We start from the raw sequence: 12,706 nt of genomic DNA, 5'->3' as shown, positions 1-12,706 counted from the left end.
ACCATTGACTGACAAGGAGACGCGACATGACTTCGATTCCCGCCGGCGTGCACCCGGCCGTGCTGCCGTCACTCGAGCGCTGGCACGCGATGGTCGCCGCGCACGACATGACCCGGCTGGCCGATATCGCCGATCCGAATGCGGTGTTCCGCTCGCCGATCGCGCATTCGGCCTACGCGGGCGCGCCCGCGCTGGTGCTCGCGATCGGCACGGTCATCAACGTATTCGAGGATTTCGTCTATCACCGGCAGCTCGCGACCGACGATGGCCTGAGCGTCGTGCTCGAATTCAGCGCGCGAGTGGGCGACAAGCAGTTGAAGGGCGTCGATCTGATCCGCTTCGACGAAGCGGGCAAGATCGTCGAGTTCGAGGTGATGGTGCGGCCGGCAAGCGGCTTGCAGGCGCTCGGCGCCGAAATGGGCGCGCGAATCGGCTCTCGCCTGCCCGAGTTTAAATCGAATGTGTGAACGATAAGCGAATAAAAATAGAAATAGAGATTTTCGCTTTATAAAACGCTAATAGCGCCTTCAGGCTAAATATTACGATTGCATTGCTTTAAACTTCGAAACGGGTCGCGCGGGCGTTGTGCCGCGCACGTGTGACCGCCTCTTCTCGTCGATGATCCGCGAACGAATTCGCGGATCGTTTTATTTCGAATACGCGACAGTCGTGTTTCAAGACATGGCGGAACACCGATCTTCCGATCGGATTCGCGCGTGCGCGCGTCGGCGCGCACGCGCGCACGCCGTTGCGCATGCCGACATGCAGTGATCGATCAAGCAGTGGAGGAGACTGTTTCGTCCGCTCGCGCATTGGCGCGCGCGGCGAACTCGCAGGTGCGACGGAAAAATACCAATTGGAGGCCTGATGACTTGTTTCGTTGACCAACTGAAGTTGATTTTCGATCATTATCCCGGTCTTTGGGGCTGCCAGGACAGCCAGTCGCGATTCATTCACGTCAACGATTCGTTCGCGCGAGTCGTCGGCGTGCACAATCCGCGCGAGCTCGAGAACAAATCCGCATTCGATCTGCCGTGCGGATCGTCGAATTGTGCGGACCAATTCCAGGCGCAGGACCGCGAGGTCCGCGAAACCGGCCGGGCGATCAAGGTGCTCGACATCCACCCGTATGCGTCGGACGTCTGGATGGCGTTTGTGTTCACGAAAATTCCGCTTGTCGACAGCAACAAGGAAATCGTCGGCACGATTTTCCATGCGGCGGAGGTGTCGCAGCTCGACATGGTCACGCTCGGCCGCGTGATCGGCGATTCGTACACGGGCAAGCGGGTCGGCGATCCGTTCGAGCAGGGCACCTACCGGATCGATTCGCCGAGGGACGCGCTCGCGCTGACCGAGCGCGAACGGCAGGTGCTGTTTTTTCTCGCGCGCAACAAGACGGCGAAGGATGTCGCGAACATCCTCGGCTTGTCGGCCCGGACGATCGAGCAATACGTGGAAAACCTGCGCTGCAAGTTCTCCGCGTCGAGCAAGAACGAGCTGATCGATCTGGCGTCGGGCGCCGGCTATTGCAACCGGATTCCGCAATCGTTGCTGCGCAATCAGCTATCGGTGGTGCTCGAGCGCGCCGCGCCGCAAGGGCCGGCCAGCGCGCTGGCGGCTGCCGGGCAATCCGCCGTCGTCGCGATGCTCTAGCCGAGCGCGCCGCTCGCGACGCGAGCGAGCGGCGCGTCGTCGTGCGGCTCGGCGGCGGGCGTCGGCTCCCACGCGGCGGGCGCGACCGCGAGCAGCCGCTTCAGCTCGCGCACGATCGCGTCCACCGGAATGCCGCTCGGTCGAATGCCGTCATGGCCGAGCCTCGGCATGATGTGCTGCACGCCGTCGTACTGCCAGCGGCACGCGTGCGGCTCGACCGCCTGCAGCGCGCGCGCGAAGATCGACAGATCGCGCCGCGGCCGCGGCGCCGCCGATACGCGTTCGACCCACCCCTCGTAGCGTTGATGCACGACGACGTCGCCGTGCGCGACGAGCGCGAGCGTCGACAGCGGCGTCCGGTTGTGGAAGCCGATCGGCGATAGGCCGAAATAGCGCTGCGACGCGCATCCGCGCAGCGCGTTTGCGGCGGGCAGGCGAAACACCGCGAGGTCGAGTTCCGGATGCTGCTCGAGCGCCGCGTCCGGATGATCGAGCAGCGCCTCGGTCGACGCGTGGTGCCGGTCGGCGTCGAGCCAGAGCTCGCCGGGTATCGATGGCGCGTCGAGCAGATCGCGCAGCACCGGCAGCAGCGCGCGGAAGACCCGCGCGATGCGCGTGCTTTCGTCGCGCGGCGCGCCGATGTCGCGCGTCGCGCGCGCGACGACGGCGTTCAGCGCGAACGCGAGCCGCCGCGCGGCGTCCGAGCGGCCGCGCGCGAAGTCGCCGAAGCGGGCGACGTCGACGAGCAGCGCCTGATGGCGCAGCGCATGATCCGGCGCGATCAGCCCGTACACCGACGCGAGCCCGTCGAGATCGAAGTGATCGGTCGTCACGTGGCGCACGTCGATCTCGTCGAGCCTCTCGGGCACGAAGCGCAGCACGCTCTCGGTCGACAGGTTCGCCTTGTATCGCGCGGGCGTGCGGTTCGCCGGCCAGTGCGACAGCGTGAGCCGCGTCGCCGCGTTATGGGTCGCGTCCGCCGAGATGTTCGGCACGTCGCGCGCGTGCTCGAACGGCAGGAACGAAAGCCGGTCGCCGGGCGTGAGCGTGACGGCCTCCGGCTGCGACGCGGGTGCGGCGTTGGCTTCGCGCGCGAGCGCGGCCGCGATGCGCGCGGCATCGGCATCGGTTTCGGCATCGCGCAGCGCCAGCTCGCCGTGACCGCCGAAGTCGTAATGGAGCGTGCCGAGATTGCGTCGGCGCAGGTCGAACGGGTTGCCGTCGCGCGTGACGGCGCCGCCGCCGGCGATCACGTTTTGCAGATCGATGAACTGGTTTTCGCGGATCGCCACGACGCGGCCCGCGAGCAGCCGCAACTCGACGCCGTCGAGCCGGGCCGCGACGTCGTCGTCGAACCGCACGACGTGATCGCCGTCGTGGAGGGAAAGATGGGTCGTCATCGCAGTGATCCTGTCAAGTCAAGTTGTCGTACCGAGGTGGAACAGCAGATAGGCGGCGATCGACCAGACGACGAGCGCGATGTGGGTCAATTGCAGGCCTTCCTGCCGTATCCAGTAGCCGTACCACAGCCCGCCGAGCAGCAGCGCGAGCGCGCACGCGGCGAAGCCTGTCGCGCCGGCGTCGAGCCACGGCAGCGCGGGTGCATGCGGCGCGGGTGTCGCCAGGCACTGCCAGAGGCCGCCCCACATCGCGATCGCGGTGAACGCCTGCAGCAGCACGATGATCGCGAGCGCCGCGCGGTGCAGGCCGCGAGACGTCGTCGCGCGGCGCAGCAGCGGCGTGTCGACGGGCGGGTCCTGCTTCAGCAGCGCCATGCTCATCGTGCGGCCGACGGTGTTGGTCGTCGCCGCGAACGTCTGCACGTTGTTGATCGTGACGATCGTCGCCCATCCGGCGATCGCGAACGCGTGCAGGCTCTTGAATAAATCGATCTCGGTCAGCAGGCTCATCGTGCGTCGTGCTTGTCGTGTTGCGGGGATCGGCAGGGCGCCGCGCGCCGCGATGGCGGCGGCGCGCGCGGCGGTCATCGGGCGCGCACGCGCCGCGCGACGAGCGCGGCGAGCACGGGCGCCGCCGCGAATACCGAGAAGAGCCACGCGGCCGCCTGCTGTGCGCCCGCGAGGCCGCCCGGCTCGGAGAAGCCGGCGAGGTTCGCGACGAGGCCGGCGAGCGCGGAGCCGATCGCGGTTGCATAGAGCTGGACGGTGGTGATCGACGTCGAAGCGAGATCTTCCTGGCCAGCCGGCGCGCTCTGCAGCACCTGCGTGAGCAGATGCGGCCAGCCGACGCCGATGCCGACGCCTACCGCCGCGAGCGCCGCGCACAGCACCGCGAGGCCGGGCCCGGCGCTCAGCAGGTGCGACGGCGGCACGACGATCGCGAGCGCGACGAGCGCGAGCACGACGAGAAGCGGCCCGCCGCGCACGAGCGCCTGCGCCGTGCGCGCGCTGCGCCCCGAGCTGAACAGCGAGCCGGCCGTCCAGCCGGCCGCCATCAGCGCGGTCAGATAGCCGGCGAGCAGCGGCGGGTAGCCGTGAATGATCTGCAGGAAATACGGAACGAAGATCTCGGTGGTCATCCCGATCACGAGCAGGCTCATGCACGCGTAGATCGCGCCGAGCGGCGCGCGCACGTCGTACGCGCCCGTCGGCAGCAGCCGGATCGTCGCGCCGCGCTCGAAGCGCGCGATCAGGATGGCGATCGCGATGCCGGCCGCGACGCCCGCGACGTTCGCGACGATCTCCCTCGACAGGCTCGCGACCGACACGACGAGCACCGACACCGCGAGCAGCAGGATCTTGCCGATCGCGGGCCGCGCGGCCTGCGCGCCCGACGCCTCGCGCGCGGGCAGCTGGACGATCACGATCAGCGCGAGCACGACGGCGACGGGCACGAGCGCGACGAACGCGAGCCGCCACGTGCCCGACTGCGCGAAGATCCCGCCGATCGCGGGCCCGCACAGCGTCGCGACGCCCCACATGCCGGACACCATCGCCATCGCGCGCGACCACAGCCGCTCGTCGAACACGATGCGAATCAGCGCGTAGCTGAGCGCGAACAGGATGCCGCCGCCGAAACCCTGCGCGGCGCGGCCGACGAGCATCCACGGCATGCCGTTCGCGCCCGCGCACGCGAGCGTGCCCGCGCAGAACACGACGAGCGCGACCAGATACGCGGCGCGGGGGCCGAAACGGCTCAGCACGTTCGCGGACAGCGGCGCGCCGATGATCGAGGCAGCCATGAACAGCGTGGTGTTCCATGCGTAGTACTCGAGCCCGCCGATGTCGCGCACGACCGAAGGCAGGATCGTCGTCGCGATGTAGATGTTGATCGCGTGCAGCGCGACGCCGCCCGCGAGCGCGATCGAGCGCAAGCCGTTGCGGCCGGACAGCAGCTCTCCCCACGAAGGGGCGGTGATGGAACTCATGGACTACCTCGTCGATTGCTGGGTTGGATGGGCGTCAGGATGGCGACAGATGCTGCGAGATCAGGTGCGGATTGCTCTCGAGCATTTCGATCTCCGGAGAATAGACTTCGATTTCGAGCCCGTCGGGGTCCTGGAAGTAGAAGGCGGTGCGCACGCGGTCCGGGCCGGCGTGATAGCCGGGCGCCGGGCCGTTGCCCTTGACGATCCTGATGCCGCCGTCCGCCTCGACGAGCGCGGCGATCGTCTTCACGCCGTCCGGGTCCGAACGCACGCCGAAGTGATAGCCGGGCGGGTAGGCGACGGCGTCCGCCTGCTCGATGAAGAAATCGAAGCCGTTCAGCTCCATTACAACCTTCTTCGGACCGAGGTTGTAGCAGTAAGAGGCTCCAAAGATTCGGCGGTAGAAATCGACCGATTTGTCCAGATCGCGCGCAAGGATGTTGATGTGGTTCACGCGCAGCTCGCGCGGCTGGCCCTGCTCGGGTTCGTCGCGCAGCCGGCGCCACATCTTGATGCACGCGGTGAACGTCGCGAAGCTCGCGAGCCAGTCGCGCGCGATGTCGGACGACGCGTCGGCCGCCGTCAGCGCGAGCGCGAGCGGATAGCAGAACGCGCTCGAATGGCCTTCGCGCCAGACCGCGGGCGCTTCGCCTTCCGTGCCGGCCGGATCGATGCGGATCTGCGCGGCGGCCGCCCAGCCGGCCGTGCCGGCGCGCTCGGCGCTCGCCTCGGCCGACGCCGAGCGGGACAGCACGAACACGCCGTCGGGCGCCGCGCCGTTCGTCTCGGGCGCGCGCAGCCGGTAGCCGGCCGCCGTGCATTGCGCGGACAGCGTGCGCGTGATCCGTTCCGCGTCGGCGGGATTGACGTCGAGATTGATCAGTTCGAAAACGAGCATGGTTAGACCTCGCTGGCGGGACGTTGACCGATGAGCAGCGTGTAGCGGCCGATCGAACGCTCGCTGACCGACAGGCCGTTGTCGCGCACGACGCCGGCGATCCACGGCGTCGGATGCAGTTCGCCGTGATTCGTGTTCACCATCATGTGCAGCGAGAAATCGGCGGAGAGCGCGGGCGTCACGCGATCGCCGTTCATCGTCATCGTGAGGATCAGGAGGGCGCCGCCCGGCTTCACGAGGCCGGCCGCGTGGCCGATCACGGCGCGCGCCTCCGGATCGTCGAAGTAGTGCAGGCAATCGTTCAGCATCACGACATCGGCCGCGCCGCCCTCGAAGTTGCGCGCGTCGAGCAGGTTCTTCTCGAAGAACTCGACGCGGCCGGCCAAGCCGTGCGCCTTGACCGTCTTCTGCGCGGCGTCGCGGGTCGTCGGCAGATCCCAGATCTGGCCCGTCAGCTCCGGGTGGCGGCGCAGCACTTGCGCGAGATACGTGCCGTGGCCGCCCGCGAGATCGATCACGGTGCGCGCGCTCGCGAACACGCCCAGGCCGCTCACCACGTCGACCATCGGTTGGCTCAGGCGCACCATCGCGTCGTTGAACGCGTCGCGCGCGCGCGTGTCGTGCGCGAAGCGGCTTTCCTGCTGGAACGCGAGCGGCTTCTCGCTGCGCAGGATCTCGCCCAGGCGCGGCCAGTTGTCCCATTGCAGATGCTGATGCTCGACGATCGGGCCGATGTAGTCGGCGCTCGTGGTCGTCAAGTAGCGCGCGGTCAGCTCGGTGCTGCGGAACGCGTCGCCTTCCTTGGCGAGCAGGCCAAGCGCGACGAGCGCGTGCAACAGGATCGCGGCCTTGCCCTCGACCATGCCGAAGCTCGCCGCGACTTCGGCGGGCGTGCGGCTCGTTTGCGTGAGATCGAACAGCTTTTCGGCGACGGCGTAATGCAGGATCGCCGATTGCCGGTATTGGTCGGACAGCTTCACCAAGTCGACCACCGAAGTCAGTGCCGCCTTGTCTTCGGTCGACTCGTAGATGGTCTCGACAGCAGATGCGTTCATTGAGGTCCTCGTTCGATGTGGTGCGGGGAAAAAACGGTGCGCGACGCTGGGCGCCGCGCGGCTATTGAAGTACGGCGCGCCCGGGCGGACGCGCGAGACGGCGCAGCAGGATGCGCTGGCCGCAGCCGATCGCGAGATGCTGAAACGGCCGCAGGCCCCAGCGGTGCGCGACGTCGTCGATCGACGCGACGAGCCGCGGCGCCGGCACGGGCGCGCCGCAGCGTGACGGGTGCACGTAGAGCAGCAGTTCGTCGGCGAGATCGCCTTCGAACAGCGCGTCGCACAGTGAGAGATCAGCGTCGACGAACAGCTCGTTCGCGCCCTGGGCGGCAAGACGCGCGAGCGCGTCGGGCAGGGGCAGGTCCGCTTCGGCGTCGATGCCCGACTCGATCGGTGCGCCGGCTGACGGCGCGTGGGCCTGGCGAGCGCCTTCGCGATGCAGCGCGAGCGTCGGCACGCCTTCCGCCGTCGCGGGCGCCGCGTCGAGCGCCGCGCAGTCGCACGAGCGAACGACGTAGCGCGCCGCGGCGCCGTTCCTCGCCACAGCGTAGGCCGGACCTTGCGGCGCGAGCACCACCGAGCTGCGCGCGCGCCAGTGCCGGATGTCGTCGCGGGACTCCGATTCCGTCACGTCGAGCACCGTTCGGTCGATTTCGTCGAGCGGCCCGTCGATCGACAGGATCAGCTTCGCGCGCGTCCATGGCCGGCCGCGCTCGATCCGGCTGAAGAAGCCGATGTTCAGCTCGCGCGCGTAACCTTCCATCAGCCCCTGTTCGACGACGATGCCCGCGTCGGCGAGGCGCGCGGCGCCGCGCCCGGCTACCTGCTCGAACGGATCGCGCGCCGCGATGACGACGCGCGCGACGCCCGCCGCGACGAGCGCGTTTGCGCACGGCGGCGTCCTGCCGTAATGCGCGCACGGCTCGAGCGTCACGTATGCGGTCGCGCCGCGCGCGCGCTCGCCGGCCTCGCGCAGCGCGTGCACTTCCGCGTGCGGCTCGCCCGCGCGCCGATGCCAGCCGGTGCCGAGCACCTCTTCGCCGCGCGCGATCACGCAGCCGACGCGCGGATTCGGATGCGTCGTGTAAAGACCCTGTTCGGCGAGCCGCAGCGCGCGGGTCATGTGCGCACGGTCGATGTCGGAAAACGTGCTCATCGTCGGTCGTCCGTCGAGGATGCGGCGCGCGCCATTCGTGCGGGGCGGCCGCGGGCGGGCGGCATCGATGCGCGGCGCGCGCGCCGATCGGCGATCCGCGCGGCGCTCATCGCGACTCCACGAGCCGGAAGCCCATTGCGTAGATGTCGCGCTGATAGCGGCCGTGACGGCGCGCGCAGCGCGCGAGATCGCCGAAGCGCGTGAAGCTGCCGCCGCGCGCGATCCGGTAGCTGCCTTGCGTGACGGCGAGGTCGTCGTCGATCGGCGCGCCGCCCGGATACGGGCGATAGTCGTCCGCGACATATTCCTCCACGTTGCCGGCGAGATCGTCGATGCCGAACACGCTGCGGCCGAGCGGGAAGATGCCGACGGGCGTCGTCGACAACGGTCCGGCCTCGACCGTGTTCGCCGCGCGCGGATCGAACGCGTCGCCCCACGGATACTCGACGCCCGCGCCGCCGGACGCCGCGTACTCCCATTCGGCCTCGGTCGGTAGCCGGAAGCGCCGCCCGGTCGCTTCGCTCAGCCAGTGCGCGTACGCATCGGCCGCCTCGGCGGGCACCGTCCAGACCGGATGGTTCGCGCGCTCGACCGGATAGACGCCGAACGTCCACGACGTCGGCAGCCACGGCGCGTCCGTCTCTTCGAGGAAGAGCCGGTATTCGAGGTTCGTGACCGGATAGCGCATCATCCGGAACGCGGCGAGCTCCGTCGTGTAGCGCGGGCACTCCTTCGCGATCCACTCCTCGATCACGCCGACGCGCTCCCATTCGGCGACGACCTGCGGCACCCGTTCGGGCTCGGTGCCGAGACGCGCCTGCGCGGCGGGCACGTCGCACATCGCCGGATCGAGCGGGCGGATTCGCGCGTCGCCCGCGAATCCGAGCAGCGTGCCCGCCGCGTAGCGCCGCTCGAACGGCGCGTCCGGGTCCTGCGCGATCGCGCTCCACTGCTCGGGCGCGGCGCGCAGCAGGTCGAGATGCGTCGAAAACACGGTCGCGCTCGTACGCGCGACGAACAGGTTCTCCGGCAGCGCCATCGCCGCGCGGTCGCTGAGATAGTTCGGGTTGTCGGCCAGCTTGAGCGTCATAGGCATCAACTCGCGTCAGTCGGTTCGGGTTTTGCGAACCGTCAGCACCAGATAGTGCAGGCCGGCCTTCGGCCGCGGCACGCGGTGGCTGCTGACGGGCGTGAAATGCGCGGCGGCCAGCAGTTCGACGAGCTCGGGCTCGGTGAACTCGCGGTAGAGGCGCTGCGCCTGGTTTGCGTACAGCCGCCCCGGGCCGTCGGACTCGAACACCGAGATCGTGAAAAGCCCTTCGGGGCGCAGCAGCGCATGAACGCGCGCGAGGTACGCGCCGTACGCGTCAGGATGCTGATGGTGCAGGCAGCCGTTGTCGAGCGCGCCGTCGAAGAGCGCCGCGCCTTCGAATTCGGACACGGCGCGCGTCACGAAACGCACGCGCTCGCCCCAGCGCTGCGCGAGTTGCGCCCACTCCGGCGGCTCGACGAGATCGACCGCCGTCACCTGGTGCCCGTGCTCGAGAAAGTACGCGGTGTCCCGGCCGCGGCCCGCGCCCGCGTCGAGAATGTCGGCCGGGCGGCCGAGATGCTCGTGCAGGATCGCGCTCGCCGGGCGCATCGCGGCCTCGTCGGTCCAGACGTCGCGCCCGTCGTGGTAGCTCGACACGAAATCCGAGCGCAGCACCGCCGCGTACTCGCGCGGCGCGGCGAGCGGCCCGTCGACGGGCGCGATGGTGCGCTGCGCGTCGATGTAGTGCGGTTCGGCGGCGCTCATGCGCGCTCCAGCGGGATGCGATAGACGTTGCCGTCGTACGAGCTCGCGAGGAACGCGCGCGCGGCCGGGTCGTAGGAGAGCGACGACACGCCCGCGGTCGTCACGCGCACGTCGAGCGCCCAGCGCTTCTCGATCCGGTCGTAGACGGCGACGCGGCCGTTGTAGCTGCCCGTCGCGACGTGGCGGCCGTCGGCGCTCGCCGCGACGCACTTGATCGAGTGCGTGTGCGGCGTCGCGATCACGTCCGCGTGATGGTCGGGCGACCAGATCCGCAACTTCAGGTCCCGGCTCACCGACGCGAAGTAGCCGCCGCCGAGGCCCGCGCAGCCGTTCGCGATCTTGTCGTGCGCGCGCTTGAGCTCGAACACCGGCTCGAGCGTCGATGCGCTATACCAGGTCGCCGACGCATCGGCCGCGACCGAGAAAATCTGATCGCCCGAGACCGCGATGCCCTTGACCGCGTTCGCGTGCAGCGGCAGGTCGGCGACGTGCGTCGCCTTCGTGCCGTCGATCCGCAGCACGATGCCTTCGCCCGTGTACGCGCCGATCACCGCGTGCGCGACGCCGTCGCGCTCGAACGACGCGCCGCAGTTCAGCGGCGAACGGTGCTGGTGCAGCTCGCGGCCGCTGCGCGCGTCGAATACCTTGCCGAGCTGGCCGCCCGTCAGGATCAGCTCGCCCGCCGGCGTGAGGAAATTGCACAGGCTGCCCGTGCGCGCATGCTCGCGCTGGTCGACACGCACGATGCCCGCATCGCCGATCGTCCACAGATGGCCGTCGACGGGCTCCACCGCGTTCACGCCGTGCGTCGGCGGCAGTTCGGCCGCGTCCCAGTGCTCGGTCTTCCAGTTGTAGCGGCGATAGCTCGAATGGAACGTCGAGAACACGATGTGCTCGTCGCCTTCGAACGAGCACGAGCGCGGCCACACCTCGGGCGGCAGCGCCGCGCCGCCGAGTGCTTCCGGCTGGCCGGACGCGCCGATCCTCCAGAGCCGCATCGTGCGGTCGTACGACAGCGACACGAGCAGGCCCCGGTCGCCGTCGAGCACGAGCCGCTTCACGCCCGCGTCGTGCGCGTCGATCGTCGCGCGCGCGCCGTCGACGCCGATCGAGATGATTTCGCCCTCGTCATTGCCCGCGAAAATGCGGCCGTCGGCGGCGATCGCGATCGTGTCGGTTTCGATGCCGTCGAGATCGATGTCGGCGACGAGGCCGTTCTTCGCGAGCGACCAGCGCTTGATCGTGCCGTCGTCGCTCGACGACACGATCTCGTCGGTGCCGCGCATCCATTCGACGGAGATCACGTCGGCGGCGTGGCCGCCGAACGTGTTCAGCAGCTTGCCGCTGAAGTCGTAGACCCGCACGCGATGATCGCGCGACGCGGTCGCGACGAGCGGCTTGTCCGGATGGAACGCGCTCATCTCGACGTCGTCTTCCTGGTCGGCGAACACGGCGACGAGCCGCAGATCGGGCACGGTCCAAAGGCGCGCGCTGTAATCGGACGACGACGTGACGACGTACGCGCCGTCCGGCGAGAACGCGCCCTGGTTCGCGAGATGGTCGTGCATCGCGCGGGCGAGCGGACGCTGGGTCTTCGCGTCCCACAGGATGACCTGGTTGTCGTAACCGGCAGTCAGAACGTATTGGTCGCGGTGCGCGGCAATCCCGCTGATCGGTGCGCGGTGAGTGATCATTGCAGTTCCTGGCTGAGGTTGATGGCGTGACGGTGGTGATCGATCTTCGCGCGCAGGTAGCCCTGGTTCGTGTGGTTGACGAACACGCCCGTCTGCCGCACGCGCTTGATCTGGATGCCGTGCTTCTCGATCTGCGAAATCTTGTCCGGGTTGTTGGTGACGAGCGAGATCTCGCTGACGCCGAGCGCCTGAAGCATCTGCGCGGCGACGCGGAAATCGCGCAGGTCGTCGGGGAAGTTCAGCGCGCGGTTCGCGGCGAACGTGTCGAGCCCTTGCGAGATCTGCAGGCGGTATGCGTCGAGCTTGTTGTACAGCCCGATGCCGCGGCCTTCCTGACGCAGATAGAGCAGGATGCCGCCTTCGCGGCCGAACATCGCGACCGACTCGTCGAGCTGCTCGCCGCAATCGCAGCGCGCGGAGCCGAACACGTCGCCCGTCAGGCACTCGGAATGCACGCGCACGAGCGGCGCGTCGGTGAGCGGCCCGAAGACGAGCGCGAGATGCTCGGCGCTGTCGCAAAGGCCCTGGAACGTCACCATCTCGGCCTCGTACCGCTGCTGGTCGGTGCGCGGACGGATGGGTACGTTGACGCGCGTACGGACGGACGCGCTCAGCGTTGGGGGGATACGACGATCATTCATGCTGTGCCTCAAGGTTATTCAACATTGAGATACGCATCGCGAAGAACACGGAAGTCTTGTTGCTTTGTTGTTATGTCTGCTGGGTGAATCGATTTCCGTTTTGTTGCTGTCTCTCGGGTTCTAGGCGAGCTCTTGATTGGCTGCTGCGTCCGATTGTGCAAAAGCTTCGCCGATTGTGCATCCGTACCGATTACGGTGTCGCCGGTCATTGTTCGATTCGTATCGCCGTCTCTTAATTGGTTGCGTGCTCAACTAATTTTTGGTGGACAAAATCGCTACCGCCATCGCCGCCGCGGGCGCCGCCGCACGTCCGTAGTCGACGGGCGCATCCGCTGGGCGCGGCGTCTCGCCCGCGCGCTCGATCCAGCCGCCGCCCAGCGCGCGGTACAGATCGACGAGGTTCGTCCAGCGCGCGAGCCGCGC

12 protein-coding genes and 2 pseudogenes are annotated in these 12,706 nt (G+C 68.6%); 2 read left to right on the top strand and 12 right to left on the bottom strand.

What is annotated here, in order from left to right; translation table 11 throughout:
* Nucleotides 1-26 precede the first annotated feature (26 nt).
* Together WS91_RS09865 and WS91_RS09855 are read left to right on the top strand one after the other, a co-directional pair.
* Nucleotides 27-467 (top strand): nuclear transport factor 2 family protein, encoded by a 441-nt coding sequence (locus tag WS91_RS09865; protein ID WP_038745345.1) that lies wholly within the window; start codon nt 27-29, stop codon nt 465-467.
* 400 nt (nt 468-867) lie between these two features.
* The gene (locus WS91_RS09855) at nt 868-1,653 is read left to right on the top strand and encodes a helix-turn-helix transcriptional regulator (RefSeq protein ID WP_038745343.1); all 786 of its coding nucleotides are present in this window, start codon (nt 868-870) and stop codon (nt 1,651-1,653) included.
* On the opposite strand, the gene WS91_RS09850 is transcribed toward WS91_RS09855, so the two are convergent.
* From WS91_RS09850 to WS91_RS35705, 12 genes and pseudogenes are all read right to left on the bottom strand, one after another.
* The gene (locus WS91_RS09850) at nt 1,650-3,053 is read right to left on the bottom strand and encodes a DUF6687 family protein (RefSeq protein WP_059643879.1); all 1,404 of its coding nucleotides are present in this window, start codon (nt 3,051-3,053) and stop codon (nt 1,650-1,652) included. The two genes, WS91_RS09855 and WS91_RS09850, sit on opposite strands and share 4 nt — an antisense overlap.
* Before the next feature lie 18 nt (nt 3,054-3,071).
* Complete coding sequence (locus WS91_RS09845) at nt 3,072-3,563, bottom strand: DUF2165 family protein (protein ID WP_059582243.1); 492 nt, start codon at nt 3,561-3,563, stop codon at nt 3,072-3,074.
* A 74-nt stretch (nt 3,564-3,637) separates the two neighbouring features.
* A complete protein-coding gene (locus tag WS91_RS09840) occupies nt 3,638-5,041 on the bottom strand; it encodes an MFS transporter (RefSeq protein ID WP_059581900.1) in 1,404 nt (467 codons plus the stop codon).
* Between the two features lie 34 nt (nt 5,042-5,075).
* Nucleotides 5,076-5,939: a VOC family protein gene (locus WS91_RS09835; RefSeq protein ID WP_059643882.1), complete on the bottom strand. Its 864-nt coding sequence runs from the start codon at nt 5,937-5,939 to the stop codon at nt 5,076-5,078.
* 2 nt (nt 5,940-5,941) lie between these two features.
* Nucleotides 5,942-6,994: a methyltransferase gene (locus tag WS91_RS09830; RefSeq protein ID WP_059581892.1), complete on the bottom strand. Its 1,053-nt coding sequence runs from the start codon at nt 6,992-6,994 to the stop codon at nt 5,942-5,944.
* 61 nt (nt 6,995-7,055) lie between these two features.
* Nucleotides 7,056-8,150 (bottom strand): bifunctional diaminohydroxyphosphoribosylaminopyrimidine deaminase/5-amino-6-(5-phosphoribosylamino)uracil reductase RibD, encoded by a 1,095-nt coding sequence (gene ribD / locus WS91_RS09825; RefSeq protein WP_059670198.1) that lies wholly within the window; start codon nt 8,148-8,150, stop codon nt 7,056-7,058.
* 106 nt (nt 8,151-8,256) lie between these two features.
* Nucleotides 8,257-9,240, bottom strand: coding sequence for a formylglycine-generating enzyme family protein (locus tag WS91_RS09820; protein ID WP_038745330.1), 984 nt, complete (start codon nt 9,238-9,240; stop codon nt 8,257-8,259).
* A 15-nt stretch (nt 9,241-9,255) separates the two neighbouring features.
* Nucleotides 9,256-9,948, bottom strand: a complete 693-nt coding sequence (locus WS91_RS09815) for a 1,6-didemethyltoxoflavin N1-methyltransferase (RefSeq protein WP_038745328.1) — start codon at nt 9,946-9,948, stop codon at nt 9,256-9,258.
* Nucleotides 9,945-11,642 carry a WD40 repeat domain-containing protein gene (locus WS91_RS09810; protein ID WP_059581881.1) on the bottom strand — a complete coding sequence of 566 codons (1,698 nt, stop codon included), beginning with the start codon at nt 11,640-11,642 and terminating at the stop codon, nt 9,945-9,947. Before WS91_RS09810 ends, WS91_RS09815 begins: the two co-directional genes overlap by 4 nt.
* On the bottom strand, nt 11,639-12,283 hold the full coding sequence (locus tag WS91_RS09805) for a GTP cyclohydrolase II (RefSeq protein WP_052145026.1): 645 nt from the start codon (nt 12,281-12,283) through the stop codon (nt 11,639-11,641). The genes WS91_RS09810 and WS91_RS09805 overlap by 4 nt, the downstream gene beginning before the upstream one ends.
* Nucleotides 12,284-12,301: 18 nt before the next feature.
* Nucleotides 12,302-12,504 (bottom strand): annotated as a pseudogene (locus tag WS91_RS37265) (hypothetical protein); the annotation flags it as partial.
* A 31-nt stretch (nt 12,505-12,535) separates the two neighbouring features.
* Nucleotides 12,536-12,706: pseudogene (locus tag WS91_RS35705) on the bottom strand (multidrug transporter); the annotation flags it as partial.

It is taken from the genome of Burkholderia sp. MSMB1498 (assembly GCF_001526245.1).
In the GTDB taxonomy this organism is placed as follows: domain Bacteria; phylum Pseudomonadota; class Gammaproteobacteria; order Burkholderiales; family Burkholderiaceae; genus Burkholderia; species Burkholderia savannae.
Note: the sequence above shows the minus strand (reverse complement) of the source record. Positions and strands in the feature narration are given on the sequence as shown.